General features: G+C 63.4%; 27 protein-coding genes and 2 tRNA genes. 11 read left to right on the top strand and 18 right to left on the bottom strand.

The genetic code is table 11. The features are described from left to right. Positions 1 to 117 precede the first annotated feature (117 nt). The 5 genes from MB84_RS17650 to MB84_RS17625 all read left to right on the top strand — a co-directional run bounded on the left by MB84_RS17650 (position 118) and on the right by MB84_RS17625 (position 6,327). On the top strand, positions 118 to 1,395 hold the full coding sequence (locus MB84_RS17650) for an MFS transporter (protein ID WP_046292708.1): 1,278 nt from the start codon (positions 118 to 120) through the stop codon (positions 1,393 to 1,395). Positions 1,396 to 1,712: 317 nt separating this feature from the next. Next, positions 1,713 to 4,712, top strand: a complete 3,000-nt coding sequence (locus MB84_RS17640) for an FAD-binding and (Fe-S)-binding domain-containing protein (protein WP_046292706.1) — start codon at positions 1,713 to 1,715, stop codon at positions 4,710 to 4,712. A gap of 116 nt (positions 4,713 to 4,828) precedes the next feature. After that, entirely contained in the window at positions 4,829 to 6,031 is a 1,203-nt protein-coding gene (locus tag MB84_RS17635; RefSeq protein ID WP_245725396.1) for a DSD1 family PLP-dependent enzyme, read from the top strand. A gap of 128 nt (positions 6,032 to 6,159) precedes the next feature. Beyond that, a tRNA-Ala gene (locus MB84_RS17630) sits at positions 6,160 to 6,235 on the top strand. Positions 6,236 to 6,251: 16 nt separating this feature from the next. After that, positions 6,252 to 6,327 (top strand) — tRNA-Glu (locus MB84_RS17625). 128 nt (positions 6,328 to 6,455) lie between these two features. Here the strand turns inward: MB84_RS17625 and MB84_RS17620 are convergent. Continuing rightward, complete coding sequence (locus tag MB84_RS17620) at positions 6,456 to 6,752, bottom strand: YciI-like protein (RefSeq protein ID WP_046292705.1); 297 nt, start codon at positions 6,750 to 6,752, stop codon at positions 6,456 to 6,458. 79 nt (positions 6,753 to 6,831) lie between these two features. Continuing rightward, positions 6,832 to 7,554, bottom strand: coding sequence for an AraC family transcriptional regulator (locus MB84_RS17615; protein WP_084010057.1), 723 nt, complete (start codon positions 7,552 to 7,554; stop codon positions 6,832 to 6,834). A gap of 177 nt (positions 7,555 to 7,731) precedes the next feature. Between MB84_RS17615 and MB84_RS17610 the strand changes: the two genes are divergently transcribed. Continuing rightward, complete coding sequence (locus tag MB84_RS17610; protein WP_052653488.1) at positions 7,732 to 8,649, top strand: DMT family transporter; 918 nt, start codon at positions 7,732 to 7,734, stop codon at positions 8,647 to 8,649. A 65-nt stretch (positions 8,650 to 8,714) separates the two neighbouring features. Here the strand turns inward: MB84_RS17610 and MB84_RS17605 are convergent, their stop codons facing one another. The 7 genes from MB84_RS17605 to MB84_RS17575 form a co-directional block, all read right to left on the bottom strand. Next, entirely contained in the window at positions 8,715 to 9,293 is a 579-nt protein-coding gene (locus MB84_RS17605) for a HipA domain-containing protein (RefSeq protein ID WP_245725575.1), read from the bottom strand. 111 nt (positions 9,294 to 9,404) lie between these two features. Further along, on the bottom strand, positions 9,405 to 9,722 hold the full coding sequence (locus MB84_RS17600) for a VOC family protein (RefSeq protein ID WP_046292703.1): 318 nt from the start codon (positions 9,720 to 9,722) through the stop codon (positions 9,405 to 9,407). A gap of 209 nt (positions 9,723 to 9,931) precedes the next feature. Further along, the gene (locus tag MB84_RS17595) at positions 9,932 to 10,447 is read right to left on the bottom strand and encodes a hypothetical protein (RefSeq protein ID WP_046292702.1); all 516 of its coding nucleotides are present in this window, start codon (positions 10,445 to 10,447) and stop codon (positions 9,932 to 9,934) included. Positions 10,448 to 10,578: 131 nt separating this feature from the next. Then, positions 10,579 to 11,340 (bottom strand): 3-oxoacyl-ACP reductase, encoded by a 762-nt coding sequence (locus MB84_RS17590; RefSeq protein ID WP_046292701.1) that lies wholly within the window; start codon positions 11,338 to 11,340, stop codon positions 10,579 to 10,581. A gap of 77 nt (positions 11,341 to 11,417) precedes the next feature. Further along, positions 11,418 to 12,152, bottom strand: a complete 735-nt coding sequence (locus MB84_RS17585) for a YoaK family protein (protein WP_046292700.1) — start codon at positions 12,150 to 12,152, stop codon at positions 11,418 to 11,420. A 368-nt stretch (positions 12,153 to 12,520) separates the two neighbouring features. Beyond that, positions 12,521 to 13,339, bottom strand: coding sequence for a hypothetical protein (locus MB84_RS17580; RefSeq protein ID WP_046292699.1), 819 nt, complete (start codon positions 13,337 to 13,339; stop codon positions 12,521 to 12,523). Positions 13,340 to 13,409: 70 nt separating this feature from the next. Continuing rightward, positions 13,410 to 14,150 carry a hypothetical protein gene (locus tag MB84_RS17575; protein ID WP_052652521.1) on the bottom strand — a complete coding sequence of 247 codons (741 nt, stop codon included), beginning with the start codon at positions 14,148 to 14,150 and terminating at the stop codon, positions 13,410 to 13,412. A gap of 213 nt (positions 14,151 to 14,363) precedes the next feature. On the opposite strand from MB84_RS17575, the gene MB84_RS17570 reads away from it, so the two are divergent. Next, entirely contained in the window at positions 14,364 to 14,885 is a 522-nt protein-coding gene (locus MB84_RS17570; protein WP_046292697.1) for a DUF1993 domain-containing protein, read from the top strand. Positions 14,886 to 14,993: 108 nt separating this feature from the next. On the opposite strand, the gene MB84_RS17565 is transcribed toward MB84_RS17570, so the two are convergent. After that, the gene (locus MB84_RS17565; RefSeq protein WP_052652519.1) at positions 14,994 to 15,524 is read right to left on the bottom strand and encodes a GNAT family N-acetyltransferase; all 531 of its coding nucleotides are present in this window, start codon (positions 15,522 to 15,524) and stop codon (positions 14,994 to 14,996) included. Continuing rightward, positions 15,521 to 16,210, bottom strand: a complete 690-nt coding sequence (locus MB84_RS17560; RefSeq protein ID WP_046292696.1) for a type 1 glutamine amidotransferase domain-containing protein — start codon at positions 16,208 to 16,210, stop codon at positions 15,521 to 15,523. Before MB84_RS17560 ends, MB84_RS17565 begins: the two co-directional genes overlap by 4 nt. 97 nt (positions 16,211 to 16,307) lie before the next feature. Here MB84_RS17560 and MB84_RS17555 point away from each other — a divergent pair, with 97 nt between their 5' ends. Next, the gene (locus MB84_RS17555) at positions 16,308 to 16,922 is read left to right on the top strand and encodes a glutathione S-transferase (RefSeq protein WP_046292695.1); all 615 of its coding nucleotides are present in this window, start codon (positions 16,308 to 16,310) and stop codon (positions 16,920 to 16,922) included. Between the two features lie 88 nt (positions 16,923 to 17,010). Here MB84_RS17555 and MB84_RS17550 read toward each other — a convergent pair whose 3' ends face one another. The 3 genes from MB84_RS17550 to MB84_RS17540 all read right to left on the bottom strand — a co-directional run bounded on the left by MB84_RS17550 (position 17,011) and on the right by MB84_RS17540 (position 19,276). Next, positions 17,011 to 17,772, bottom strand: a complete 762-nt coding sequence (locus tag MB84_RS17550; RefSeq protein WP_039402551.1) for an ABC transporter permease — start codon at positions 17,770 to 17,772, stop codon at positions 17,011 to 17,013. An 8-nt stretch (positions 17,773 to 17,780) separates the two neighbouring features. Further along, positions 17,781 to 18,710 (bottom strand): ABC transporter ATP-binding protein, encoded by a 930-nt coding sequence (locus MB84_RS17545; RefSeq protein WP_046292694.1) that lies wholly within the window; start codon positions 18,708 to 18,710, stop codon positions 17,781 to 17,783. 137 nt (positions 18,711 to 18,847) lie between these two features. Next, complete coding sequence (locus MB84_RS17540) at positions 18,848 to 19,276, bottom strand: VOC family protein (protein WP_046292693.1); 429 nt, start codon at positions 19,274 to 19,276, stop codon at positions 18,848 to 18,850. 220 nt (positions 19,277 to 19,496) lie between these two features. On the opposite strand from MB84_RS17540, the gene MB84_RS17535 reads away from it, so the two are divergent. Next, positions 19,497 to 20,150, top strand: coding sequence for a TetR/AcrR family transcriptional regulator (locus tag MB84_RS17535; RefSeq protein WP_046292692.1), 654 nt, complete (start codon positions 19,497 to 19,499; stop codon positions 20,148 to 20,150). Between the two features lie 33 nt (positions 20,151 to 20,183). On the opposite strand, the gene MB84_RS17530 is transcribed toward MB84_RS17535, so the two are convergent. Next, positions 20,184 to 21,080 carry a LysR family transcriptional regulator gene (locus MB84_RS17530; RefSeq protein ID WP_046292691.1) on the bottom strand — a complete coding sequence of 299 codons (897 nt, stop codon included), beginning with the start codon at positions 21,078 to 21,080 and terminating at the stop codon, positions 20,184 to 20,186. 174 nt (positions 21,081 to 21,254) lie between these two features. Between MB84_RS17530 and MB84_RS17525 the strand changes: the two genes are divergently transcribed. Then, positions 21,255 to 22,013, top strand: coding sequence for an SDR family NAD(P)-dependent oxidoreductase (locus tag MB84_RS17525; protein WP_046292690.1), 759 nt, complete (start codon positions 21,255 to 21,257; stop codon positions 22,011 to 22,013). Between the two features lie 38 nt (positions 22,014 to 22,051). Here MB84_RS17525 and MB84_RS17520 read toward each other — a convergent pair whose 3' ends face one another. From MB84_RS17520 to MB84_RS17515, 3 genes are read right to left on the bottom strand one after another with little or no spacing between them, the layout of a single operon-like run. Then, positions 22,052 to 22,765, bottom strand: coding sequence for a DMT family transporter (locus MB84_RS17520; RefSeq protein WP_052652517.1), 714 nt, complete (start codon positions 22,763 to 22,765; stop codon positions 22,052 to 22,054). A gap of 18 nt (positions 22,766 to 22,783) precedes the next feature. Further along, entirely contained in the window at positions 22,784 to 23,035 is a 252-nt protein-coding gene (locus MB84_RS30780) for a hypothetical protein (RefSeq protein ID WP_052652515.1), read from the bottom strand. Then, positions 23,028 to 23,516 (bottom strand): Lrp/AsnC family transcriptional regulator, encoded by a 489-nt coding sequence (locus tag MB84_RS17515; RefSeq protein ID WP_046292689.1) that lies wholly within the window; start codon positions 23,514 to 23,516, stop codon positions 23,028 to 23,030. Before MB84_RS17515 ends, MB84_RS30780 begins: the two co-directional genes overlap by 8 nt. A 431-nt stretch (positions 23,517 to 23,947) precedes the next feature. Here MB84_RS17515 and MB84_RS17510 point away from each other — a divergent pair, with 431 nt between their 5' ends. Next, positions 23,948 to 26,068 (top strand): TonB-dependent siderophore receptor, encoded by a 2,121-nt coding sequence (locus tag MB84_RS17510; RefSeq protein ID WP_046292688.1) that lies wholly within the window; start codon positions 23,948 to 23,950, stop codon positions 26,066 to 26,068. The last annotated feature ends 56 nt before the right edge of the window (positions 26,069 to 26,124 follow it).

The following is a 26,124-nucleotide window of genomic DNA, read 5'->3' as shown; positions in this document are numbered from 1 at the left end:
TTAATTGTCATTCACGCGTGGCAGAGCTTCACGACAGAAGAGCTCGCGGCGCAGCAACGCCTTTGCGCTGCCAGCATGCTGCGGGCGCGCTTCACAGGATGTTTCAGGAGACATGCAATGAAGCTTTTCAAGGCGACAAGGGTCGTGCTGGTGATGCTATGCGTCATGTATTTCATCACCTACCTCGATCGCGTCAACGTCAGCACGGCGGCCGCCGGTTTCGGCAAGGAATTCAATCTCAGCAAGACGGAAATCGGTCTCGTCTTCTCGGCATTTGCCTATCCCTATCTGGTTTTTCAAATCATCGGCGGTTGGGTGAGCGATCGCTTCGGTGCGAAGCGTACGTTGCTGGTATGCGGCGCGTTGTGGGCAGTGGCGACGATCCTGACCGGGATGGCCGGTGGCCTAGTCACGCTGTTGCTGGCGCGCTTGCTGCTGGGTCTAGGCGAAGGGGCGACGTTCCCGGCGGCCACGTCGGCCATGTCGCGCTGGATTCCCAAGGAAAAGCGCGGTTTCGCGCAGGGGATCACGCACGCGGCCTCGCGTATCGGTAACGCCGTGGCCCCGGCCGTGGTGGTGTTCATCATGGCCACGCACGGCTGGCGCGAATCGTTCTACCTGTGCGGGATCGTGAGCCTGATCTGGGTGGGGCTGTGGGCGCTCACGTTCACCGAACGTCCGCAAGACCATCCGCGCATCACGACCGAAGAACTGGCCGTGCTGCCCGCGCTCAAGGCCAAGACCGGATCGGTACCGTGGGGTCCGCTGTTCAAGCGCATGATGCCGGTCACGGTCGTGTACTTCTGCTACGGCTGGACGCTCTGGCTGTTCCTGTCGTGGATTCCGCAGTACTTCCTGCATAGCTACGACCTCGATCTGAAAAAGTCGGCGCTGTTCGCTTCGAGCGTGTTCTTTGCCGGTGTGATCGGCGATACGCTCGGCGGGATCGTCACCGACAAGCTCTACGAGCGCACCGGCAACCTGAAGCGCGCCCGTAGCTGGATGGTCTCCGTGTGCATGCTGCTCACGCTGATTTCGCTCGTGCCGATGATGTTCACGCACCATCTGTACGTGTCGATGGCGTGTCTCGCGTCGGGCTTCTTCTTCGCCGAAATGACGATTGGCCCGATGTGGGCGATCCCGATGGACGTCGCACCGGAATACTCGGGCACGGCCAGCGGCATGATGAATACCGGTTCGGCACTCGCGGCGATCATCTCGCCGGTGCTCTCCGGCTATCTCATCGACCGCACGGGGAACTGGGAACTGCCATTCGTGGGCAGCATGATTCTGATGGCCGTCGGTGTGGTGCTGGCGTTCCGCATGCAACCTGAGAGCAAGTTCTCGCTTGCCGGTGATACGGCTAACGCAAGCAACGCGCGTCAGCCTGCCTGACGTGCGTGCGATGTCTGCCTGATCTGTCGGATCGTGAGGGGCGCGGCGAGCGTGCGCACGATCCGCAAGACAAGCGACATCTCCCTGCAGAACACCTGCCGGACGGGCCTCGTGTCCGTTCGTCGCAGGCCCGCCCCCGATGCGTGGTGCCTCTTCTTCGGTCCGGCCAGCTCAACGCCAGCAACGTCATGAATTCCCAATCGAACGCCCGCGCGACGCCTCATGGCGCCTCTTCCACGACTCCGACGCCTCCGACGACTCCAACGCCGCAAACGCCGCAAACGCCGCAAACGCCTATCAGCCAGCCCGTGCATTTGATGCCGATGCAGCGCGGCGGGGTGGCACTCACGCCGTTGCAGAACCGCCTGCGTCGCGAACTACGCGGCGACGTGCTATTTGATCGCGCCAGTCGCGGGCGCTATGCGACGGATGCGTCGATCTATCAGATCTTCCCCATCGGTGTGGTGGTGCCGCGCGATCAGGAGGATCTGATCCGCGCGCTCGATATCGCACGCGACCAGAAAGTGCCGGTGCTCGCGCGCGGTGCAGGCACGAGCCAGTGCGGACAGACCATCGGCGAAGCGCTCGTCATCGACAACAGCAAGTGGCTCAACCGTGTGATCGACTTCGACGCCGGGGCGCGCACCGTGACCGTCGAGCCGGGCATCGTGCTCGATCATCTGGACGCGTGGCTCAAGCCGCACGGGCTGTGGTTTCCGGTGGACGTTTCCACCGCCGCGCAATGCACCATCGGTGGCATGACCGGCAACAACTCGTGCGGTTCGCGCTCCATCGAGTACGGCAACATGGTGCACAACGTGCTGTCGGTCGATGCGGTGCTGGCCGATGGCGCGCAACTGCACTTTGGCTCCCTGCACACGCCGCCCACGGATGCGCGCACGAAGGCGATCCTCGCGAGCGTTCACGACATCGCGATGCGCGAACAGGCAGAGATGCGCGAGCGTGTGCCGCGCGTGCTGCGCCGTGTGGCGGGCTACAACCTCGACTTGTTCGATTGCCTGAACCCGCGCGCGTACACGGATGACGGTGTGGCCAACCTCTCGCATCTGCTGGTGGGCTCGGAGGGCACGCTGGCGTACAGTCGTCAGATCACGCTAAAACTCGCACCGTTGCCCGCCCACAAGACTCTCGGCGTGGTGAACTTCCCCACGTTCTATCAGGCGATGGACCTCACGCAGCACATCGTGAAGCTGGGGCCGGTGGCGGTGGAACTGGTCGATCGCACGATGATCGATCTGGCGATGGACAATGCCGCGTTTCGTCCCGTCATCGAGAAGGCGCTCACGGGCGATCCGCAGGCGATTCTGCTGGTCGAATTCGCGGGCGACGATCCCGCCGCACTGCGCGCGAAGCTCGACGATCTCGCCACGCTGATGGGCGATCTCGGTTTGCCGGACAGCGTGGTGAAGATGCCGGACGCCGGGCCGCAAAAGGCGCTCTGGGAAGTGCGCAAGGCGGGCCTGAACATCATGATGAGCATGAAGGGCGACGGTAAGCCCGTGTCGTTCATCGAAGACTGCGCGGTGCCGCTTGAGCATCTGGCGGAGTACACGCGGCGTCTGACCGAAGTGTTCCACCGCAACGGGACGGAAGGCACCTGGTACGCCCATGCGAGCGTGGGTACGCTGCACGTGCGGCCGATTCTGGACATGCGCCGCGACGGCGCCGTGAAGATGCGCGAGATCGCCGAGGAAGCGGCGGCGCTCGTGCGCGAATACAAGGGCGCTTATTCGGGCGAGCACGGCGACGGGCTGTGTCGCGGCGAATGGGTGGCCTGGCAGTATGGGCCGCGCATCAATGCGGCCTTCGGCGAAATGAAGAATCTGTTCGATCCGGAGAATCGTTTCAATCCGGACAAGATGGTGCGCCCGCCGAAGATGGACACGCGCGAGCTGTTCCGTTTCGCACCGGGCTATGCGGCAAAGCCGATGACGCCCGCACTCGACTGGACGGCCTGGAACGTGAAGCGCGATGCGCTCAGCGGCGAGCAGAGCGCGCCGGACACGGGGACGGACGCCTCGCACGGCCTCGCGTCCGCCGTCGAGATGTGCAACAACAATGGCCACTGTCGCAAGTTCGACGCGGGCACGATGTGCCCGAGCTATCGCGTGACGCGCGACGAGCAGCACGTCACGCGCGGGCGGGCGAATACGTTGCGTCTGGCCGTCTCCGGTCAACTGGGCGACGAAGGGCTGGCGAGCGACGAGGTGAAGGCGGCGCTCGACCTGTGCGTGTCGTGTAAGGGGTGCAAACGCGATTGTCCGACGGGCATCGATATGGCGCGCTTGAAGATCGAGGCGCGCAATGCGCGCGCGAAGCGCCACGGCGTGTCGTTGCGCGACAAGCTGATCGCGTATCTGCCGCGCTACGCGCCGTGGGCCAGCCGGGTGGGCAGGCTGCTGGATGCGGCGCAGCGTCTGCCCGGCAGCAACGTGGCGAAGCGCTGGCTTGGGCTTGCGCTAGAGCGCTCGGTGCCTGCGCTTACCGGCGCGTTCCTGGCGCGTCAGACGCCGCTGGGCCGTCCCGTCGATGCGGAGAACTCGCGTCAGGTGCTGCTCTTCGTCGACACGTTCAACAACTACATGGAGCCGGAAAACGCCCGCGCGGCGAAGCAGGTGCTCGAAGCGGCCGGTTACACCGTCCATGTGAATCAGCGCGCTGGCGAGCGGCCGCTGTGTTGCGGCCGGACATTCCTCGCGGCCGGTCTGGTGGACGAAGCGAAGGCGGAAGCGCGACGCCTGCTCGACGCGGTGATGCCGTTCGTCGAGCGTGGTGTGCCGATCGTCGGGCTGGAGCCGTCGTGTCTGCTCTCGCTACGCGACGAAGTGCTCGGCTATGGCTTCGGCGATGCGGCCCGCAAGTTGGCGGACAACGCGTTTTTGTTTGAGGAATTTCTGGTTCGCGAGAGGGCGGCAGGGCGACTGGATGTGGCCTGGCAAGCGCTGCCGCAGGGCGTGGGCGAGGCGCTGGTGCACGGGCACTGCCATCAGAAGGCGTTCGACGCTTACTCGCCCGTCACGGCGGTCCTTGGTTGGGTGCCGGGGCTGAAGGTATCATCGATCGAATCGTCGTGCTGCGGCATGGCGGGCAGTTTCGGTTACGAGGCGGAGCATTACGACACGTCGCGCGCCATGTCGGAATTGACGCTGTTGCCTGCGATTCGTCAGCGCAGCGAAAACGCCATCGTGGTGGCCGACGGCACCAGTTGCCGCCATCAGATTCACGATGGGGCCCAAACGGAAGCGTTGCACGTTGCGCGCGTATTGGCGCGGGCGTTGCCGGGCGGGGTGGCTTAAGCGACTGCGGGTGTGACCGCCAGCGCGACTGCCAGCGCGACACCGTGCGTGTTGGCGTGGCCTCGCGCGAATGCCGCCATTTTCTGCGAACGCCCATCAACGGATTGAGGATTGTGATGCCAGATTCAGTCAATACGGTTTCGACGCAGGCGAGTGCTGCCAACGCTGCGAACGTGGTCACCGGCAGCATTGCCGTGCCGCCTGTGGCACGGGCGGGGGACACGCTCGCGCAGGTGGCTACGCCGTCGCTGCTGCTCGATCTCGACGCGTTCGATGCGAACGTCGAACGCATGGCGAGCGCAGCGGCAGCGCGCGGTGTTGCGGTGCGCCCGCATGCCAAAGCGCACAAGTCCGTCGCCATCGCGCGTGCACAAATGGCAGCGGGCGCGGTCGGCATCTGCTGTCAGAAAGTGACGGAGGCCATCCCGTTCGTCAACGCGGGCATCGGCAACATCCATATCAGTAACGAATTCGTCGGCGAGGCGCGCGTGGCGCTGGCTGTGGCCATGGCGGCGCACGTCACGCTGTCGGCGTGTGTCGACGACGTGCGGCAGGTCGCACCGCTCGGTAAGGCCGCGCAGCGCGCCGGCGTGCGCATCGCCGTGCTGCCCGAGGTGGACGTGGGGCAGGGGCGTTGCGGCGTGGATTCGACGGATGCCGTGGCGCAACTGGTCGACGCCATCGATCACTACGAGGGATTGCGTTTCGGCGGATTGCAGGCGTATCACGGCAGCGCGCAGCATGTGGACGGCTGGGAAAAGCGGCGCGATACGGCGCGTCTTGCTGCCGACCGCGCATCGGCTTACGTGCGCTTTCTCGAAGCGCGCGGCATTGCCTGTCCGGTCGTGACGGGCGGTGGCACAGGCACGGCCGAGTTCGATATCGAGAGCGGCGTGTACACCGAAATTCAGCCGGGGTCGTATGTGTTTCTCGACGGCCATTACGGCTCGCTCGAATGGCGCGACGACTGGCGTTTCCGCCATGGCCTGTTTCTCGCGTCGACGGTCATGAGTACGGCGCGCAACGGGATCATCGTGTGCGATGCGGGACTCAAGAGCGTGGCGACCGATTCCGGCCTGCCACGCTTCTGGTCGTCGCAACAGGCGAGCAAACCGCATTACCGGACCGCCTCGGACGAGCACGGCGTGCTGGAACTCGCCTCGCCGGAGGAAGATAGCGCGCCATGGCTGGGCGAGCCGATTCTGCTGGTGCCGGGGCATTGCGATCCGACGGTCAATCTCTACGACCGATACGTGGCGGTGCGGCACGGGCGGGTCGAAGGTCTCTGGCCCATCGAGGCGCGTGGACTGAGCCAGTAAGACCGGGGATCGGGTGTGACCGACGGCGGGCGAGTCATCGTGGTGACATCCGGCTCCGTCAAAATATTTTGATACAGGGGCTTCCCAAGGTCGGAAAAGCACGCTATAGTCTCACTTCTTCGCCGTACGGGGGTATAGCTCAGCTGGGAGAGCGCTTGCATGGCATGCAAGAGGTCAGCGGTTCGATCCCGCTTACCTCCACCAAAACGGAAGACTTTAGGTCCCCTTCGTCTAGAGGCCTAGGACATCACCCTTTCACGGTGAGTACAGGGGTTCGAATCCCCTAGGGGACGCCAGATTTAGCGGCGTGATTCTCGGAAAGCTCCAGAAACACGACGCACGATCGGTTGTCGACAAACGCGCTTGGCTTCACGGCCAGGCGCGTTTTGTTCTTGTGCTGCCGGTTCATGCGCACGACCCTCTTTCAACGCACCGGCGTGCTTGCCGTCTTGCCGACGACCGTCTTCCACGGCCGTACGCGCCACGACTTCACCAGTCCATTCACCACATACGGATCGGTCTTCGCGAAGGCTTCTGCCGACGTAGGCGAGTCGCCTTCGAAGAGCAGGGTTGCCGTGTCGACGGGTGACTCCAGCGCGCCCGCAAGCAGCAGTTCGCCGCGATCCGAAGCCGCCCATGCGAGCGCCAGATGCGCGTCGCGGTACTGGCCGCGGCGATCGAGGTAATCGTCGACGAGTTCGTAAGTGAGCAGGTAATGCATGGTGTGATCTCCGTGATTTTTGCGCGCGCTGTGACCTGATGACGTTGTCCCGTCGCATCGACGCGCGCTGCACTCGTCATTATCGATAAAACGCCGACGGCGGTACGCCGAAGTGCCTTTTGAACATCGCTGCAAATGCGCTCTGGCTGGCGTAGCCATGATCGAGCGCCACATTCACGATCTTTTCGCCACGTGCGAGCGCTTCCAGCGCCTGAAGCAGCCGCGCTTGCTGACGCCAGCGGCCGAACGTCAGGCCCGTCTCTGTGGAAAAGCGTCGCTGAAACGTCTTCGGTGAGATGCCCGCTTCGTTGGCCCAATGGTCGATGACGGCGTCGTCGCAAGGGCTTTGCATCAGACGAGCGCAAATGCGCGCCAGACGCGCGTCTCGTGGCCACGGCAGATAGAGCGGCAAGACGGGCAGGGCGATCAGTTCGTCGAGCAGCAGACGCATGAGGCGTGCGTCGCGAGAGTCGGGCGCGTAGTCCGGCGGCACATGGATGGCGGCCAGAATCAGCTCGCGCATCAGGGGCGTGATCTCGACGACACAACTGGTGTCGGGCAACGGCTCGCTGCCCGGCTCTACGAATACGGTGCGCATCTTGACATTACCGCTCATGCGCACCGTGTGTTCCAGCCCGGCCGCGAGCCAGACACCGCGTGTCGGCGGCACGACCCAGCGACCCGACGACGACGCGATGATCATCACGCCCTCAATCGAAAAGAGCAGTTGCGCGCGCCGATGCGAATGCGACGCGATGAATTCGTTGTGCGCGTAATCGACCGCCATCGCCGCCATCGGCATGGGGGTGCTCTCGAATCGCAGGTGGTCGGTCAGACGCGGATCGATGACGCGACGCACAGCCTTTTCGGTGGCCACGGGTGTCCTTTTTGAGACAGGTTTTGGAATTTTAGCGTGAGACGGTCCGGTGTGACATCCCTGACGATGGCGTTTCCTTTGTCAAACCTGTGGGAAATCGTCATGGGGTACTTTCTGTATCCGCTCGGCGCCATGTTGTTGTGGGCCGGCAATGTCATCGTTTCGAAGCTCTCGGCCACGACCATCGCGCCGTCGGCCATCACGTTCTATCGTCTGGTGCTGGCGCTAGCCGTCATGACACCCTTCGTCATTCGTCCGCTACTGCGCAACTGGCATCATGTGCGCCCGCAACTCGCCAAGCTCGGTTTCCTCGGCTTTCTGAGCATGTCGTTCTATCAGAGCCTGTCGTATCTCGCGGCGCACAGCACCACGGCGACCAATATGGCGATCGTGACGGCGCTGGCCCCGTTGCTGACCCTGCTTTGGAGCGTGGTGCTGCTGCGCGAGCCGCCGACCCTCGGCATGCTCGTGGGCGGTCTGCTGTCGCTCGCCGGGCTGGTGTATCTGATCGGGCAGGGACATCCGTCGCAGTTGCTCGACGGCGGCATGCATCTGGGAGACATTCTGATGCTGATCGCGTCCGCTTCGTACGGGTTATACAGCGTGCTGCTGCGGCGCTGGCACGTGGCGGTGCTGCCCGCGCAGTCGACCTACGTGCAGGCGTGGGCGGCGCTGATCACGATGATCCCGATGCTCGCGATGGTGCCTGCCGGTCAAGCCCAGTTGAATGCGGCGACGGTGCCGTTGGTTCTGTACGCCGGGTTGGGGGCTTCGATCGTGTTGCCGATTCTGTGGATTCAGGGGATCCGGCATCTCGGGCCGAACCGTTGCAGCATGTTCATCAACGTGCTGCCGGTCATGACGGCAGCGATTGCCGTCGTGTTGCTGGGTGAGCAACTGCACACGTTCCACGTGATCGGCGGCGGTGTGGCGCTCGTCGGTGTGTTCATCGCGCAGCGCTGGCAACGTCCGCTGCCGGGCTTCGGTGGCGTGGAAGATTCGGACGAAGTGCCTGCGTGATTTTTTGCGGGCCGTCCGTCCGGCATAAGGTCCAGTCAGGTTGCCACTGACTGGACCTTCGACATTCAATTGCCGGGGACGAGCGGAACCACGAAGTCCTTCGCCACCGCAAGGTTTGCCGTCGCAAGATCCTTGTACTCGTCAGGGATCGGCAAAGGACAAGCGCCCTGTTGCACACGCTCCCAGAACGCTCTGGCAGCACAATACGCTTTTCCCCAAACGTTTGGCCGCGCGCCAATCGCCCCAATCCTGGGTGTGATGGGCAATAGATCGGGATCGACGCCTGCGCCCAAGGGCGCGTAATTCATGGGAAGAATGTCATATGCGGGGGCCACTCGATCAATCCCGCCACGCGCATTAAAGAGCAGCGAGATGTTCTCGAAGTGTCGGTCTCCGTTACCGATAAGCTCGCTGAATGCGGCCATCACGTGAATCTTCGTGGCTTCGGTTGCCGGAATGAGCCGAGCTTGCTCGCATCGCGTCGCGAACGCGGACCAATTGTCTCGCTTCCCAAAATACTCGTCGTCTATCGCCCCCGCAGAGAGCATTCCGACGCGACCGAAGCGTCCGATCCGGTCGAACCGTTGCACCTCAAGAAAGGTGTAGCTATCGGTCGCGAGGAGGTGCGTCGGAGCCGACGGGATGTCCGCGATACTCAGCGCCCGAAGGGCCAGATGCTCAAGCGATAGCAGTTCCGCCGCAAGTCGCCCCGACCTGTTCTTGATCCCAAACGGAGGGGGTGAGGGGCAGGGCGCTCAGGCGTTTCGCACCGCGACCCCGTAAGTGCTCACTATGCGACGGTCTTGTTCTGCGGCGGAGAAGGCTTCCCACAGCAGGCCGTTGCAGTCCGTGCTGCTGGCGTACTCAGGGGCCTCGTCGTCTTCGAAGCCGACGTGGCGAAGCTCCCCCACGCGCGACGGAGACTGATTGATCGAGAAGTTCAGCAGATCGGTGCGCCACATGGCGTAGGCACCTGGCACGACGGCTGCGGGCGGCTGCCCGAGACGCGCGGAGTAATCGATGATGGATTCGTCGAGATCGCGCACGGCGAGCGCGATATGAAAGCGTTTCATGGGGTCTCCTGACGCCGGATTCGATGTGAACCCCGCCGCTGCACGGTGTGAGCGCCCGCTCCCGTGTTGCGGCGGAGAGCGCAGTGCACGCGGTATGTCGGCGAAATTCATCTTAGGCGTCGTCGGACGCGCTAACCAGACGGGCGGTTATCCCGGTATCCGCAGTGATGGGATGGGGCAGGAGAGGAGGAGGCAGGGTTAGCGGGTGCTTACTGGGGACGTTGAAATTCGTTCTCGACCCAGGCGCGCGCGCTGTTGCGCGAGAGCTTGAACGACGGCGGCACTTTGACCGTCGCAATCGTTTCGCCGAAGCGATCGATGGCGCTCAACATGGCGTAGGGATCGTAGTCGTCGGGCACGATGTCGAGTGTGACGTCGATTTCGCCGTCCGGCCCATCCACACTGATGCGCTTGTGCAACTGCGCGCGCAGTTGCTGTTCGTGACGCCGCAACACCTCGCTCGCCGTTTTCACCAGCGTATGGAACGCGCCGACATCCAGCGGCTTCGGATTCTTCTTGTCGCGCCCCATCGTCCACGGCCCCACAAGAGCGGGTTCCGACTCGCCGTCCTTGAACATCGCCACCGCCCAGCCGTCGTCCTCTTCGTTCTTGACGACCTTCGCCGTCCACCCGTCGTCGCGCCACAGGCGGTCTTCGTGGATGGCATCGGTGCCGCTGGTGTCGTCAGTCGGGATGTCTGCGGGTGTGGCGGAAGTTGCGGTCACTGTCTGAATTCGGGGTTGGGAAGTGAGATGGGGGTGAGCGTGCGCTCACAAAGACGGCAATTTTACCGCGTCCGGCGTCGGCACGGACGCGTTCCCCGCCTTGCGTACTGCGTAGGTCTGACGTACTGGGTTCAGCCCTTCACCAGCCCGCCGTCGACGATGAGGTTCTGCCCTGTTACGGCACGCGCCCACGGCGAGAGGAAGTACAGCACGGCGTCGGCGAATTCTTCCGGCGTCGTGACCCGACGCAACGGCGTGAGGCTTGCGATCAGATCGAACACGGCTTGCGGTGTGGCGGCGCTGGCGTCGGTCACACGCAGAAGACCGCCCGAGACCATGTTGACGGTGATGCCGTCGGGGCCGAGATCATTGGACGCCGTGCGCGTGAGCGCGAGCAGGGCGGCCTTGGCGGTCGTGTAATCGTGATACGGCACGACCGGGTTCTGGAACAAGTTGGTGCCCACGTTCACGATGCGTCCGAACCCGGCTTCGCGCATGCCCGGCAGTGCGGCCTGCATCGTGTTGAGCGCGCCTTTGACGGCCCCTTCGAGCTGCTGCGAGAAGCGCGACCAGGAGATGTCGGCCAGTTTGGGACGTGCATCGCCGTCGAAGCGGAAGTCGGCCAGCGCGTTGTTGACGACGCAGACGATGGGGCCGCCAATGCGCTCGCGGGCTTCGGCGAAGAGGCGGGCGACGGCCTTCTCGTCGGTGACGTCGGCCTGCAACGCGATGGCGCGCTCGCCAAGCGATTCGGCCAGTTCGCGCGCGGCCACGTCGCTGCGCAAATAGTTGATGACGACGCCTGCGCCTTCACGCGCTACCGCGCGCGTAATGGCCGCGCCCAGTCCGCGTGCCCCACCCGTGACGAGCACCCACTGCGAATCCAGCTTCATTCCGAAATCCCCTAATCCCGCAAAAGGCCGACATTATCGCGCGTTCCGCGGGATTGTTCTTCGGGGACGGAGCAGGCTCACTCGTTGGCGGTGGCGAGCGCGGCGAGCAGCGCGACCGGCAACAGCACGCTCCAGAAGCCTGCGCCGTGGTACGCGAAGCCGCCGAGGATGGCGCCGACGGCGAAAGCGGCCAGTGCAGGCAGCATCTTGCGCAGCCGCGTTCTGGCGGCCTTGTCGTCGCCGCAGTTGCCGCTGGCGAGTTCCACCATGTCGATCACGATCTGCGTGGTGTTGCCGGTCATGATGGTGGTCGGGGCGAGGTCGGCGAGCACCAGCCGTCCGACGGCGTTCTGGATCGCGAGCGCGGCGACGCCGAACATGCCGGAGAGAATGGCGAGCGGCGCGTCGGCCGAGAGAATCGGCTGCGCGGCCATACCGACGATCATGAACCCGAGCAGCAGCAACGTCTGCAAGATCAGCAACAACCGGAGCGGACGGCGGTTGGTGTTTGCAAAACGCTGCACGATGAGCTTGACCATCGCGACGAAAATGACGAACACGGGCAACGCGAGCAACTTGGCGAGTACGCCGACGTGGGTGTTGGCGACCAGTTGTACACCGATCATCACGAAGTTGCCCGTCACGTGCGCCGTGAAGAGGCCAAACAGCGCGATGAAGCCGACCACGTCGATATAGCCTGCGACAAACGCGAGCGTCATGCCGACGGCGGTGGGGTTGGAGAAGTGGCTGACCCAGTTGCGGGCGAGCGTGGCGGCCTCGGTCGGTGTGGGGATGTGGCGGGGAGTACCCATGACGGCTCCTGTGTCGGCATGCGTGGCAGATGGCGTCCCGTGCAGCGTGCCGGTGAGGCCTCGATACTCGATACTGTCTGTCCGGCCCCGGACGCCGATGAAGCATATCACCGGGCCTGCCTCGCCGGACGTCACGTCGACTCGCTATACTGCATCACACCGGCAATTCTGCGCGACTGTCCGAACGTCTTATTGCATCGCGCGGCCTGAGCCACTGCTTTGGGCATCATTTCTGCACAATTGCCTGAACGCAAGACAATGCCATTCATGCACGATCTCACGCTGACGGCGTTGCTGTGCCGTCGTGCCGATCCGATGCTGCATCAAGCGCCCACGAAGCCGCAGATCAGGTTCGGCGGCGACTCCCGTCAGACAACGCGATTGAGTGGATTGGCGGGCAGATTGACCGACAGGGCGGACCGCTTCAGATGCTCGCGATCGTGGAACATGTCGGTCACCAGACACATCAGGTTCTCCGCATTGCGCGACATCACCGCGGCCTTGTCGTCGTCCTCGCCGCCAAGCGCCTTTTCGACCGCTAGCCGGAGTTGGTAGGCGAGCTCCCCGTCATCGTCATTGCGATGCAGGCCGATGAGTTCCAGTGCGTCGACAAGTGACGGCGAGCGTCCCAGAAACCACTGTTGTGCCTCGAGCATCCGATCTGCGTTCACTTCGGCCTTTGCCTCGGGAAACGCTTGCTCGCGCGCTGCGTCGACAATGCGGCAGAGGCCGACCTCGCCCAGCGTCTCCAGCACTGGCAGCCCCTTGTATCGAAGGGACAGCAGCAGTTTTGCCATATCGGCCACGCTCGGCGGCGGTTCCGAGGGCGCCTGAGACGCCCAGTCGACCTTCGACGCGACGATATACCCGCCTATCTGGAAGGCGGGGCGTTCGTGTTCTCCAATGAGCCACGCCAACTGCTGGCGATGTTCGGGCTCGACGTAGCGAAGCAGCTCGAGATACGACGTCTGCATCACATCGGTCGTTTCGGCATTCAGCATCCGGTATAGCGCCAGTTTTGCGTCCACGCGATGCGTGCCGAAAAACCAGTCCTTGATGCGTCCCCAGAGGCTTTCCAGGTCTTTCTCGGTGCGCGCGTTCTTGCATTCGTTGAGGTGCTTCGCGCTGAGGCTGGAGGCAGTGTCGCCGCAGAGTAGGAGGACCGGCGAAGACGGGTTCGTGATCATGGCGATGAATCCTTTGCAATGCGTTTCCAATCTTGAGGGCGCTGGGTTGCGCTGCGTGCGCAGTGACGGCTTAGTAGCGGTCCTTGAGCGCCGTCGCGAGCTTGCATAGCCGCTCTGCGTTGCGACCGATCTCGCCGCTCGCGGGTGCGACGGTGCCGTCGATCTCGATCATCAGCGCGTTGATCGCGGCCCTTACGCGTGCACTGAGGCCGGGAATTTCATCGTCACGATGCAGGCGCATGATTTGCAGGGCATCGAGCAGCGTCGGCATGGCGCTGAGCTGTCGCTGGCATCTCCCCACCATCACGGCACACTGCGGGGCATCTGTCAGATCGTGTAGCAGCAGGCCGAAGTCGGCGCCTCCCGTAAGCACGTGGTGGCCGTCGAGTCGAAGGCTGAGCAGCAGATGGCAACTGTCTTCGAAGTCCATCCACGTGCTGTGCTTCATGTAGTCCACGACATCGTGCGCGGGCGCGAAGACAGCGTCGCCGACCTGGAAACCGATGACTTCATGACTGGATATATGCCAATGCAGACGGTGCATATCCTCGCGAGCGACGTAGCGCAGCAGTTCCGCGAACGCGGCGACCTGTTCGTCCATGGTTTTCGGATCCGCCAGCCGGAACAGCGCGCGTTGTGCTGCTTCCTTGTGCGCGCCCGGGAAGAAGTCCCCCACCTGGCCCCAGAAGCTCATGCGCGCCTTCTCGCTTTCGGCGTCCCTGCACTTCTGGATGGTCTCCTCGCTTAACGTGCTCGCGAAGTGGCCGGTGAGCTGGGGAGAAGCAAGGGCTGAAGGCGTCGAACTCGCCATGCGATGAAATCCTTTTGTCGTGGTGGGAGGGGCGCGCGTCGTTGTTGCGCGGATGCCCCGGGCTATTAATTTTGCGCAAATGGCCGAGCGGAGAATTCCAGAAATCGCCCGGTGCGCGGCAGGAAAATTCCAGCGCTGATAGCATGTGCTTTTGCCCGCATTTCGCCGTTACCCGCGCATTGCGCAATGGGTCATCTCCCGAGGAGTCCCCCGATGTCCATCACCCTCTATCGCGCCACGATTCCCGTTTATCTCCGTGGCCTGACCGTCATGGCCGACTACATCAATAAGGCGCGCGCGCACTGCGAAGCCACGTCTGCCGACCCGGATTCGATTCTCAAGGCCAGGCTCGCGCCGGACATGCTCGACTTCGTCGCGCAGGTGCAGCGCGTGAGCGATACGGCAAAGTTTGCGGTGTCGCGCATCACCGGCGTCGAATCGCCGAAGTTCGAGGATACGGAAACGACGTTCGATCAACTGCGGGACCGCATCGCCAATACCGAGGCATTCATTGCGGGCATTCTCGAAGACCGTTTCGACGGTGCGCAGTCGCGCCAGATCACGCTGAAGTTCAAGACGCAGCAGACAACGATGGACGCCGTCGACTATCTCTTCAAGTTCGCGCTGCCGAACTTCTATTTTCACGTGACGACGACGCACGACCTGCTGCGTGCGCAAGGCGTGGAAGTGGGCAAGATGGACTATCTGGGACCGTTCGAGATGCAGCCGGTCTGAGGGCCGAACGCTACGCGCCAGGTCACTGGCGTGCGTCTGCAATAAGCGAGCGCGCCGACCCCGAAAGGTGTCGGCGCGCTCGTTTTCGTTCGGCCGATGGTTCGCGGTTCAGCGCGTGGCAATCGGCAGATACATGCGAATGTCGTCGCAAAAGCCGTTGCCTACGCGCATGGCGTCGGGCTCGCGGCCGATTTCCACGAAGCCGAACGACTGGTAGAGCGCGAGCGCCGCACGATTGTCGGCGTTCACCTGAAGTGTGAGATGGCGCAGCCCGGGCTGTGAGCGCGCGAGGGCAAGGGCGGCGTCGAGGAGCGCTCGGCCAACGCCGCGCCCGACGGCGTCCGTATGGACGTACATTCCCCAGAGAAAACCGACGTGCGCGAAGTTCGCACGTGTCTGACGTCCCAGACCGACCACACCTACAAGCCGTTCGTTCTCGAATGCACCGAAAACGCCCGTGTCCGGGCGCACTGTCAGCCACTCGCGCACACGTTCGACCGGCCAGTCCTTTTCTTCGGCATAGCTTGAACCGAACGCCTCCGGATGCGCTTGCAAACCGGAAAGACGCAATGCCTGAAAGGCGAGTGCGTCGGCAGGAACGAGCCGACGCACCTGAACCGCAGACACCGTCGTCGTCATGGCAGGCGCGGCTCCATCATCGCCAGCACCGTGCGTGCGGCTTCTTCCGATGAGGCAGGATTTTGCCCGGTAACGAGGCGTCCATCGCCGACAACATGGGATTCCCAGTTGCCGCCTTTCTCGTATAGCCCGCCCAGCCGCTTGAGTTCGTCTTCCACGAGGAACGGCACCACGTCGGTGAGACCGACGGCGGCCTCCTCGTCGTTGGTGAAGCCGGTGACGTGGCGTCCGCGCACGAGCGGGTCGCCGTTCGCGGCGCATACCTGACGCAGCACGCCAGGCGCATGACAAACAAAGCCGATGGCCTTGCCTGCGCGCTCGAAGGTTTCGATCAGATGAATGGAATGCGGGTCTTGCGCGAGATCCCAGAGCGGGCCGTGGCCGCCGGGGTAAAAGAGGGCGTCGTAGTCGTCGGCTTTGACGTCGGCGAGTTTGAGCGTGCTGGCGAGTGCCTGCTGTGCGTCGGGGTCTGCGCGAAAGCGTCGGGTCGCTTCGGTTTGCGCGTCCGGCTCGTCGCTCTTGGGATCGAGCGGCGGCTGGCCGCCGGCCGGCGAGGCAAGCGTGACGGAGAGCCCTTCGTCGATGAATACGTAGTAGGGCGAGGCGAATTCTTCGAGCCAGAAGCCCGTCTTCTTGCCGGTGTCGCCCAGGCGGTCGTGCGAGGTCAGAACCATCAGGATGTTCATGAAACGTCTCCCTGTCGAATCAGCCATGCGAATCATTCTACCCGTCATGTATGATCGACGAAACCGGCGCCAAGCGCCTCGAACCTTGGAGCAAGACATGCAGTTGATCGGAATGCTGGACTCGCCGTACGTGCGTCGTACGGCCATTTGCCTGAAGTTGCTTGGCCTGCCTTTCGAGCACCGTTCGTTGTCGGTGTTCAGCACCTTCGACGCGTTCGCCGCGATCAATCCGGTCGTCAAGGCGCCGCCGCTCGTCACCGACGACGGCACGGTGCTCATGGATTCGACGCTGATCCTCCAGTATCTGGAATCGCTGGTCGAACCGGCGCAGCGGCTGGTGCCTGTCGATCCTGCCGCGCGTGTGCGCGCGCTGCGTCTGACGGGACTGGCGCTGGCGGCCTGCGAGAAGTCGGTGCAACTGGTGTACGAGCGCGAACTGCGTCCGAACGAGAAGCGGCATACGCCGTGGACCGATCGCGTGCGCACGCAAGTGCACGCGGCGTTTCACGAGTTGGAACTGGAGCTGGCGCAGGTGCCCATTCTGGCAACGCCGCAACAAATTGGCGAGCATGGCGTGACGGTAGCCGTGGCGTGGCGTTTCCATCAATTGCTGCTGCCGGAAATCGACTTCGGCGCGGAGTTTCCGGGGATTGCCAACTTCTCGGCACAGGCCGAAGCGCTGCCCGCGTTTCGCGAGACGCCGCCTGTCTGACGTGTTGGGGAGGGAGTGAAGCGGGGCGTGAAGTAGCGACGGGGAAAGACAAGCCGGACGGGGTCGCCGTCCGGCATTGCTATCTACGTCAGCTTTTCAGGCGATAGCCCGTCTTGAACATCCACGCGACGACGGCGAGGAAGATCGCCAGGAACAACAGCGTCATGCCAAGGCTCACGGCGACGCTCACATCCGCCAGTCCGTAAAAGCTCCAGCGGAAACCGCTGATGAGATACACGACCGGGTTGAAAAGCGTGACCGCGCGCCAGAACGGCGGCAGGATGCTCGTCGAGTAGAAGCTGCCGCCAAGGAACGTGAGCGGCGTGATGATGAGCAACGGCACGAGTTGTAGCTTCTCGAAGCCATCGGCCCAGATGCCGATGATGAAACCGAGCAGGCTGAACGTCACTGCGGTAAGCACGAGGAAGAAGATCATCCAGATCGGATGCTCAATGCGCAACGGCACGAACAACGCGGCCGTGCCCAGCATAATGACCCCGAGAATGATCGACTTGGTCGCCGCCGCCCCCACGTACGCGCACACGATCTCCATGTAGGACACCGGTGCGGAGAGCACCTCGTAAATCGTGCCGGTAAAGCGCGGGAAATAGATGCCGAACGAGGCGTTCGTCACACTTTGCGTGAGCAGCGAGAGCATGATCAGGCCCGGCACGATGAAAGCGCCATACGGCACGCCTTCGATTTCCGGAATGCGCGAACCGATCGCCGCACCGAACACCACAAAGTACAGCGAGGTCGAAATGACCGGCGAGATGATGCTCTGCATCAGCGTGCGACGCGTGCGCGCCATCTCGAAGTTGTAGATCGCCTTCATGGCGTAGAAATTCATGGTGCGGCTCATCCTTCTTTCTTGTGCACGAGCGAGACGAAGATGTCTTCGAGCGAGCTTTGCGTCGTGTGCAGATCCTTCACCGATATGCCCGCACGCTCCATGTCGCGCAGCAGCGAGGCGATGGACGTCTGCTCGATATTGGCGTCGTACGTGAACACGAGTTCGGTGCCGTTGTTGCCGAGCGTGAGGCCGTAAGCGGCCAGCGCATCGGGAACGGTGGAGACCGGCTCGGTCAGTTGCAACGCGAGCTGCTTGCTGCCCATGTGCCGCATCAGTTCGGTCTTCTCCTGCACGAGCGTAATCTGCCCGCCGGTGATGATGCCCACGCGGTCGGCCATTTCTTCGGCCTCTTCGATGTAGTGCGTGGTCAGGATCACGGTCACGCCGGTCTCGCGCAGCGACTGCACGAGACGCCACATGTCGCGGCGCAGTTCGACGTCCACGCCGGCCGTCGGCTCGTCGAGGAACAGCACGCGAGGCTCGTGCGAGAGCGCCTTGGCGATCAGCACGCGTCGCTTCATGCCGCCCGAGAGCTGCATGATGCGGCTGTCCTTCTTCTCCCACAGCGAGAGCGAGCGCAACACCTTCTCGATGTGCGCCGGATTCGCGGGCTTGCCGAACAGGCCGCGCGAGAAAGAGACGGTGGCCCACACCGATTCGAACGAATCGGTGGTCAGCTCCTGCGGGACGAGGCCGATGGCTTCACGCGCGGCACGGTAGTCCGTGACGATGTCGTGACCGTCGACCGTCACCGTGCCCGAGGTCGGTCGCACGATGCCGCAGATGGTGCTGATAAGGGTCGTTTTGCCGGCGCCGTTCGGGCCGAGCAGGGCGAAGATCTCGCCGCGCTGGATTTCCAGGTTGATGTTTTTCAGCGCCTGGAAACCTGTCGCGTACGTCTTCGACAGATTCTGGATAGAGATCACGGATGGCATGGCGGCGACGATAGCACAGGCGTGAGGAACTTGTCGGACACGAACCGGCGAACAAAAAATGCTCGCCGCCCAATGGCGGGCGGCGAGCGTCGATGCGTGTGTGTCTGTGTGCCGGGAGATTCGGCAAGGGCGGAGGATCAGCCCTTCGGCATTTCCTTAGGCACGATCACCATCCAGTTCATGCCGAAGCGGTCCTTGACCATGCCGAACGTTTTCGCGAAGAACGTCTCGCCAAGCGGCATGTTGACCGCACCGCCCTCGGCCAGCGCGTGGAACGCCTTTTCGGCAGCGCCGACTTCAGTGAAATCGACGGACAGCGAGAAGCCGTCGAACTTCGGCTTGCCGCTCACCATGCCGTCCGAGGCCATCACCATCGATTCACCGATGAAGAATTCGCCGTGCATGATCTTGTTGTCGCTGCCCGGCGGCAGCATGCCGTCAGGGCACTGTTCCGGACTTTCGCCGTAACGCATCAGCATGCCGCGCCGTGCGCCCAACGTCTTCTCGTAGAAATCAATCGCTTCTTCACAACGACCTTCGAAAAACAAATAGGAATGAACTTGCATGGAGCGCTCCTCGATGTGTCGGTAAAAAAGGGCGTGGGGACGCCCCGTGGGGGAAGTGTCATTGGGCGAACATCTTCGGTACCTCGTCCACCATAGTGCCTTCGCATTCAATGCGCGAACGTGACGAAGCCTGTGCCGTCTGACGCACTGCAAATTGCCTTTGTGGACAGTGTACACAAACAATAGCAGACATAATGGACACTGTCCACAAGGGGTAGCAATGACAGAACAAGAAACAACGGCCGGGCCGGCGCGCGCGACTTACCGCCACGGCGACCTGCGCCGGGCGTTACTGGAAGCGGGGATCGCGCTGGCGCGCGACGGAGGACCCGACGCGGTGATCCTACGCGAGGCGACGCGTCGCGCCGGGGTCGTTCCCAACGCCGCTTACCGGCATTTCGCCAATCGTCAGGATTTGCTCGATGCGGTGCGCGCGGCGGCACTGGCCGAGTTGGCGACGGGCATCGAGCACGAGCAGGCGATGATCGACGCGGCATCGATGCCCGACGGCGTGTCGCGCTCGCGTGCCGTGCTTCGCGCGGTGGGCGTTGGGTATCTGCATTTCGCCCGGCGGCAGCCGGGGTTGTTTCGCACGGCGTTTGCGCCGTCCGAGAACGTGCGCTCGGCGGGTGGGCCGGAGAAGGCGGGCGCGAGCGGTCTGAATCCGTTCGAACTGCTGGGGGCGGCGCTCGACCGCATGGTGGCGGCGGGCATCATCGATGCAGCGCAACGGCCCGGCGCGGAGTATCTGGCCTGGGCGGCCGTGCATGGCCTCGCCGTACTCGTCATCGACGGTCCGTTGCGCGACTTGCCCGACGATCAGGTCGACGCGCTCGGGCAGCGGCTCGTCGCGATGGTGGAGAAGGGGCTGTAAGCGCGCTGGAGCACGGTCGCAGGAGACGCCGCGCTACAGACGTGGCGTCAGCAGTTCGGTAAGCCAGTTCATGAATGCCTGCGCGCGCCGTGGCAGGTGACGCCGGTTCGCATAGAGCAGCGAGACGGCCAGCGGCTCCGCCTGAAATTCCGGCATCACCTCCTGCAACTTGCCCTCGGCGATGAGGGTGCGCACGCCGCCTTCGGGCGCCTGGATGAAGCCGAGTCCGGCGACGCAGGCGGCCTGATAGGCATCGGCGTTGTTCACCGTCAGCACGCCCTCCATGGGCCATTGCGCATAGCGCTCGCCGTCGAAATACTCCCAGCCTGCCGGACGCGTGCCGAGGGTGGTCGTGTAATGGATCAGACGGTGCTGGCTCAGGTCGTCCAGCGTCGTGGGCACACCGTGACGCTCGAGATAGGCGGGACTTGCCACGTTGATCTGACGCATATGACCTAGTGGCCGGGCAATGAGCGTGGAGTCGACGACCGCGCCTACGCGCAGCACGCAATCGAACCCTTCGCGCACCAGATCGACGCGTCGGTCGGTGCTCGACAGTTCCACGCGCAGCGCCGGGTGCTGCGCGAGAAACGTGGGCAGCGCCGGGATCACGGTCGTACGGGCGAGCGTCGCGGGCAGATCGACCCGCAGGCGGCCGGTGAGCGCTTCGTCGCGTGCGACGAACATCGTCTCCCACTCCTCCATGTCGGCAAGCAGGTCCTTGCATCGCTCGAGACACGCCTGACCATCCTGCGTCAGTTGTACGCGTCGCGTGGTTCGATGCAACAAGCGTGTGCCCAGCTTCGTTTCGAGTTGCTTGATGGCGTTGGAGACGCTCGCACGCGGCAAGCCCAGACTGTCGGCGGCCTGCGTGAAACTGCCGGTTTCGGTAACGCGCACGAAGATGCGCATGGCGTCGAGTTGATGCATGGGGGCGAGGGGCCAATCGTCTCGACGGACGATCGATTGTTATTTGAATTTGATCAGTGTAATCAGATTCGTGCGGTTTATTGGTTAAATTCGTTGCAATAGGATGTTGAACAGATCGACGCGGTGTGGCCGGGCGGCCTCGCCGGATCCCATTCAGCATTCAGGAGAATCACCATGACGCACAAGATCGCTCTCATTACCGGCGGCAGCCGTGGTCTGGGTCGTGCATCGGCTATCGCCGCGGCACAACACGGCATCGACGTCATCCTCACCTATCGCAGCCACCGCGCCGAGGCGGACGCCGTCGTCGCCGAGATTGTCGAACTGGGCGCGAGGGCCGTGGCCTTACCGCTCGACGTTTCGGAGTCGTCGCAATTCGCACCGTTCGCCGCAGAGGTCAAACGTGTGCTGAACGAGGTCTGGGAGCGCGACACGTTCGACTTCCTCGTGAACAACGCCGGTACGGGCTTGCACAAGCCGGTGACCGAGACGACGGAAGACGAGTTCGACTTCCTCGTGCGGCTGCACCTGAAGGGCCCGTTCTTCCTCACGCAGACGTTGCTGCCGATGATGGCCGACGGCGGTCGCATTCTCAACGTGTCGAGCGGTCTCGCCCGCTTCACGTTCCCGGGCGCTTCGGCGTACGCCATGATGAAGGGCGGTATCGAAGTGTTTTCGCGCTATCTGGCGAAGGAGCTGGGCGCGCGCGGCATTCGTGCCAACACGCTCGCGCCGGGGGCGATTGCCACCGACTTTAACGGTGGCACCGTGCGCGACAATCAGGCCGTGCATGAGATGGTCGCGGGCACCACCGCGCTGGGACGTGTGGGCGAAGCGGACGACATCGGTGGCGTCGTGGCAGCGCTGCTCGGCGACCAAATGGGCTGGATCAACGGCCAGCGCATCGAAGCGTCGGGCGGCATGATGCTCTAAGGGGCGCGACGACGTCGCTCAGATGGACGACGGACGGGTCAGTGAGCCGGGCGGCGTGAGCGCATCGAGCCGGACCACGCAACGGCACCGACGATGCACACGCCGCCAATCGCCATCTTGAGCGTGGGTGACGTGCCGAACAACACCCACGCGAACGCAATCGCGTAGACGGGTTCGAGCGCGATCACGACCGCTGCCTGACTCGCCTTGACGGTGCGCAATGCATGAATGAAGAGGGTGTATGCCAGCGCGGTGCAAAGGACGCCCAGACACGCGAGCCATCCCCATTGCGCAGCAGGAAGCGTCAAGGACTCGCGCCATGCGAACGGCCCGAGCACGATCAGAATGCCCACACATTGCCACCAGCTTGCCTGCAACGGCGAGGCCTGCGCGCCCAGCACCCGGTTCGACAGGGCGATGACGGCGTAGATCGCGCCGGACAGCACGCCCCACGCGAGGCCGAGCGTCGCGCCAGCCTGCCAGTCGAACGCAGGCGTCACCAGCGCAAGACCGATACAAACAAGCGCAATCACCCCGGCGTCGCCCAGTGTGGGACGTTCACGGCGCAAGGGCCATTCCAGCAGAATCACGAACGCCGGGAAGCAGGCGAAACCGAGTGTGCCGACGGCCCCGCCGCCCGCTTTGATGGCGAGGAAGAAGGCCAGCCAGTGCACGGCGAGCAGCACGCCCGCGACGATGAGGCGCGCGCTGGATGCTGCCGACAGGCCGCGCCACGGTGCACCGCCGGACAAACGGGCGGCGCTGCTTATTCAGGCAGGTCCGCCGGCAAGCTCGCCAGCCAGTCCGACAAGCGCGATGACGGTAAGCGCGAGCCAGGAGAACAGCCCGCGCCCGAAGACGATCATCGTGCTGCTCGCGGCGATGTGTTCGCCGAACAGGGCGGACGCGCCGAAGAGCATGGCCGCCACGTGCAGTGCAATCTGCTGACTGGCGCCCCCCTGCGGCGCGGCGCTCTGCGCGCCGGTCGGTGCGCAAGAAGTCCCGGAAGTGGCCTCAGGCATCGCCCGATGCGTCTGGCGGCTGGGGCACCGGCACGGCCGTGGTGTACATCACTTGCTTGAGCGCGAAGCTCGAACGAATGTTGCGGATGCCAGGAATGCGGGAGATGCGCTCGGTGATCAGCGATTCGTAAGCGGCCATGTCGCTGACCATCACGCGCAGGAGATAGTCGGCGTCGCCGGACATCAGATAACACTCCATGACGTTCGGCAGCGCGGTCACGGCGGCTTCGAAGGCATCCAGTCCGTCGCGATTCTGGTTTTCCAGCGTGACGTGGATGAACACGTTGATGTGCAGCCCGAGGCGCGACGGGTCGAGCAGCGTCACGCGCTGCCGGATATAGCCCGCCGCTTCGAGCGCCTTGACGCGCGCCAGACAGGGCGAGGGCGACAGGTTCACGCGCGAGGCGAGTTCAACGTTGGTGAGGCGGGCGTCGGCTTGCAGCTCCCGCAGAATCTTCAAATCAATGGCGTCGAGTTCCATACCACTCTACGCGCGTGCCCCGGATGGGGGCCGGCGTTCCGTTCAATTAGCCGCTCGGTAGGCGACAGTGCCGCGATATTAGCCTATTTGTCGACGTTGCCGGGGCTTCTGTCACCCGCGACGCGCGCGTTCCCCGGATTCGGCGTGACCGGCACGGTAAGGAACTGAAAGGGTGTATTTCTGTGTTGTCGTTGCTGCCTGACGACAACATTTGTTGACGCTGGGCGACAGTTTGTTAATATCCCGGATCCGCAAATGAGAACGTTAACGATTCTCATTAAGAATAAATTGTTTAGTCACACGGGATTTCAAGCATGTCTTCCGCTTCGGCTCACCGGGTCAGCCGCGTTTTGCGCGCGAATGGCCGCCACGCTGCTCGTCACTTTTCTCTGACTCCCCGTAGTACCGTCGCACCGCTCGCGCTCGCCACAATGCTGACGTTTGCCGCATCGTCGGCATTCGCGCAGTCGACCTCCGGTGCCGACGACACAGCGAACGCCGGGGCTGCTCCCGCCACGCTCAAAGCGACGACGGTGACCGACTCGGCGCTACGCGAAACGCCGCAAAACCTGAAGCAGTCGGTGCAGGCCGGTGCGCTTGGCTCGCGCAGCCAGCTCGACACGCCGTTCTCCACCACGGTCGTCAGTCAGGAGCAACTTGAGAAGCGTCAGGCGACCAAGCTCGGCGACGTGTTCGTCACGGACGCCTCGGTGACCGACGGCAGTAACGCCTTCGACGCATGGGCCGGTTACATCTACGTGCGCGGCATGCCCATCGACTGGCAATCGGGCTTCAAGCTCGACGGCATGCCGGTCATGACTTACGGCGTGACCATGCCCTACGAACAGTTCGACCGTGTCGAATTGCTCAAGGGCCTGTCCGGCTTCATGTACGGTTTCGTCGCGCCGGGTGGTGTGGTGAACTACGTCACGAAGAAGCCGACGGACGAGCGCATCGCCAGCATCGACGTGGGTTTTCAATCGGAAGGCATCTGGCGCGAGCACGTCGACCTCGGCGGGCGCGCCGGTCCGAACGACATGTTCGGCGCGCGTCTGAATTACACGCACGAAGAAGGCCGCACGTACACCGACGGTAATCTGAACCGCGACACGGTGTCGGTCGCCCTCGACGCACGCATCACGCCCGACCTCACGTGGAACTTCGGCGCGATGTATCAGGACCGTCGCGCGACGGGCACGTCGCCGTCGCTGTCGACGGCTTACTTCAGCGGCAACCAGTTGCCGGGTCCGATCAACGTTTCGAACGCAAACTTGCAGACGCAGGCGACGCATTTGAACACCATCACTCAGTTCTATACGACGGGCCTGCAGTATCAGATCAACCCGGATTGGAAGGTGTCCGCGAACTTCGCGTACAACAAGTCCACGCGTGATCGAAACGAAGCAACGATGTACCTGCTTAACGGTGCTGGCGATTATCGTGGTCTGAATGATCTGGGCGATGAAATCAACACTTTCCACGCATGGCAGGTAACGGCTGAAGGGAAGGTGCGCACGGGGCCGCTGACGCATCAGTTGACGTTCGGCTACGCGTCGCAATACCAGACGAACGACTACGCGTACCTTTATAGCCCCGTAACAGCCAACCCTTACGTGCCGTTCTCGACGTATTCGGGCAATCTGTATCAAGGCAATTCGTACCAGTTCTACGGCGACGGCACGCCGCTTCAGGCGCAACGTTCCAGCGCGATCGAGCAAAAGTCGGTCTTCGCATCGGACTCGGTCCAGATCACGGACCGTTTCTCGGTGCTGGCCGGTGGCCGCTTCACGAACTATGACCAGACGAATGCGCAGGGCGCGTCGACGTACTCGACCAACGGCGTCTTCACGCCGACGCTCGCTGCGATGTACAAGCTTACGCAGAACACCACGGGCTACGCCAGTTATGTGGAGGCGCTCGAAGCGGGTGAAGTGGTCGGTTCGAACTACGCTAACGCGGGCGCGGTGCTCAACCCGTTCAAGAGCCGTCAGTACGAAGTCGGCGTAAAGACGGAGCAGGCAACGTGGAGTACGACGGCGGCGTTGTTCCGCATCGAACGCGGCGCGGTGTACACGAACAGCGCGAATGCCCGTGTGGCCGACGGTCAATCCATCTATCAGGGGATCGAACTCGCGGGCTCCGTGAAGCTCGGCCCGCAGTGGACGCTGGGTGCCAGCGCGATGGCGCTCGACGCCTGGTACGCACGCACGGCAGGTGGCTTCGACGGCAACCGCGTCGGCGGCGCACCGCGCTTCGTGCTCTCGGGCAACGTCGAACACAAGGTGCCGTACGTGCCGGGCCTGTCCGTCGGCGGCGATATTCGCTACAACGGCCGCACGACGCTCAACCCGCAGAACTCGCTGACGGTCTCCGGCTACACGCTGATCAACATCGGTGCGACGTACCGCACGCGCATGGCGGGTAAGGACGTGACGCTGCGCGCGGCCGTGAGCAACCTCACCAACCGCAAGTACTGGGAGTACCAGTACGACAACTACATCAAGCCCGCCGACCCGCGCATGGTCAGCCTGAGCGCCAAGATCGATTTCTGATCGACGCCCGGTGTCTTGATGCGACGAACGACAGCGGCCTGCGGGCCGCTGTTTTT

The sequence above is a fragment of the Pandoraea oxalativorans genome (genome assembly GCF_000972785.3).
In the GTDB taxonomy this organism is placed as follows: Bacteria; Pseudomonadota; Gammaproteobacteria; order Burkholderiales; family Burkholderiaceae; genus Pandoraea; species Pandoraea oxalativorans.
This window is presented reverse-complemented; position numbering and strand designations above follow the sequence as displayed.

What these genes read in the sequence shown, in the direction of transcription:
- MB84_RS17650 (WP_046292708.1), top strand. Translation starts at nt 118, where the DNA reads ATGAAGCTTTTCAAGGCGACAAGGGTCGTGCTGGTGATGCTATGCGTC.
- MB84_RS17640 (WP_046292706.1), top strand. Translation starts at nt 1,713, where the DNA reads ATGCCGATGCAGCGCGGCGGGGTGGCACTCACGCCGTTGCAGAACCGC.
- MB84_RS17635 (WP_245725396.1), top strand. Translation starts at nt 4,829, where the DNA reads ATGCCAGATTCAGTCAATACGGTTTCGACGCAGGCGAGTGCTGCCAAC.
- MB84_RS17620 (WP_046292705.1), bottom strand. Translation starts at nt 6,752, where the DNA reads ATGCATTACCTGCTCACTTACGAACTCGTCGACGATTACCTCGATCGC.
- MB84_RS17615 (WP_084010057.1), bottom strand. Translation starts at nt 7,554, where the DNA reads ATGCCGATGGCGGCGATGGCGGTCGATTACGCGCACAACGAATTCATC.
- MB84_RS17610 (WP_052653488.1), top strand. Translation starts at nt 7,732, where the DNA reads ATGGGGTACTTTCTGTATCCGCTCGGCGCCATGTTGTTGTGGGCCGGC.
- MB84_RS17600 (WP_046292703.1), bottom strand. Translation starts at nt 9,722, where the DNA reads ATGAAACGCTTTCATATCGCGCTCGCCGTGCGCGATCTCGACGAATCC.
- MB84_RS17590 (WP_046292701.1), bottom strand. Translation starts at nt 11,340, where the DNA reads ATGAAGCTGGATTCGCAGTGGGTGCTCGTCACGGGTGGGGCACGCGGA.
- MB84_RS17585 (WP_046292700.1), bottom strand. Translation starts at nt 12,152, where the DNA reads ATGGGTACTCCCCGCCACATCCCCACACCGACCGAGGCCGCCACGCTC.
- MB84_RS17580 (WP_046292699.1), bottom strand. Translation starts at nt 13,339, where the DNA reads ATGATCACGAACCCGTCTTCGCCGGTCCTCCTACTCTGCGGCGACACT.
- MB84_RS17575 (WP_052652521.1), bottom strand. Translation starts at nt 14,150, where the DNA reads ATGGCGAGTTCGACGCCTTCAGCCCTTGCTTCTCCCCAGCTCACCGGC.
- MB84_RS17570 (WP_046292697.1), top strand. Translation starts at nt 14,364, where the DNA reads ATGTCCATCACCCTCTATCGCGCCACGATTCCCGTTTATCTCCGTGGC.
- MB84_RS17565 (WP_052652519.1), bottom strand. Translation starts at nt 15,524, where the DNA reads ATGACGACGACGGTGTCTGCGGTTCAGGTGCGTCGGCTCGTTCCTGCC.
- MB84_RS17560 (WP_046292696.1), bottom strand. Translation starts at nt 16,210, where the DNA reads ATGAACATCCTGATGGTTCTGACCTCGCACGACCGCCTGGGCGACACC.
- MB84_RS17555 (WP_046292695.1), top strand. Translation starts at nt 16,308, where the DNA reads ATGCAGTTGATCGGAATGCTGGACTCGCCGTACGTGCGTCGTACGGCC.
- MB84_RS17550 (WP_039402551.1), bottom strand. Translation starts at nt 17,772, where the DNA reads ATGAATTTCTACGCCATGAAGGCGATCTACAACTTCGAGATGGCGCGC.
- MB84_RS17545 (WP_046292694.1), bottom strand. Translation starts at nt 18,710, where the DNA reads ATGCCATCCGTGATCTCTATCCAGAATCTGTCGAAGACGTACGCGACA.
- MB84_RS17540 (WP_046292693.1), bottom strand. Translation starts at nt 19,276, where the DNA reads ATGCAAGTTCATTCCTATTTGTTTTTCGAAGGTCGTTGTGAAGAAGCG.
- MB84_RS17535 (WP_046292692.1), top strand. Translation starts at nt 19,497, where the DNA reads ATGACAGAACAAGAAACAACGGCCGGGCCGGCGCGCGCGACTTACCGC.
- MB84_RS17530 (WP_046292691.1), bottom strand. Translation starts at nt 21,080, where the DNA reads ATGCATCAACTCGACGCCATGCGCATCTTCGTGCGCGTTACCGAAACC.
- MB84_RS17525 (WP_046292690.1), top strand. Translation starts at nt 21,255, where the DNA reads ATGACGCACAAGATCGCTCTCATTACCGGCGGCAGCCGTGGTCTGGGT.
- MB84_RS30780 (WP_052652515.1), bottom strand. Translation starts at nt 23,035, where the DNA reads ATGCCTGAGGCCACTTCCGGGACTTCTTGCGCACCGACCGGCGCGCAG.
- MB84_RS17515 (WP_046292689.1), bottom strand. Translation starts at nt 23,516, where the DNA reads ATGGAACTCGACGCCATTGATTTGAAGATTCTGCGGGAGCTGCAAGCC.
- MB84_RS17510 (WP_046292688.1), top strand. Translation starts at nt 23,948, where the DNA reads ATGCTGACGTTTGCCGCATCGTCGGCATTCGCGCAGTCGACCTCCGGT.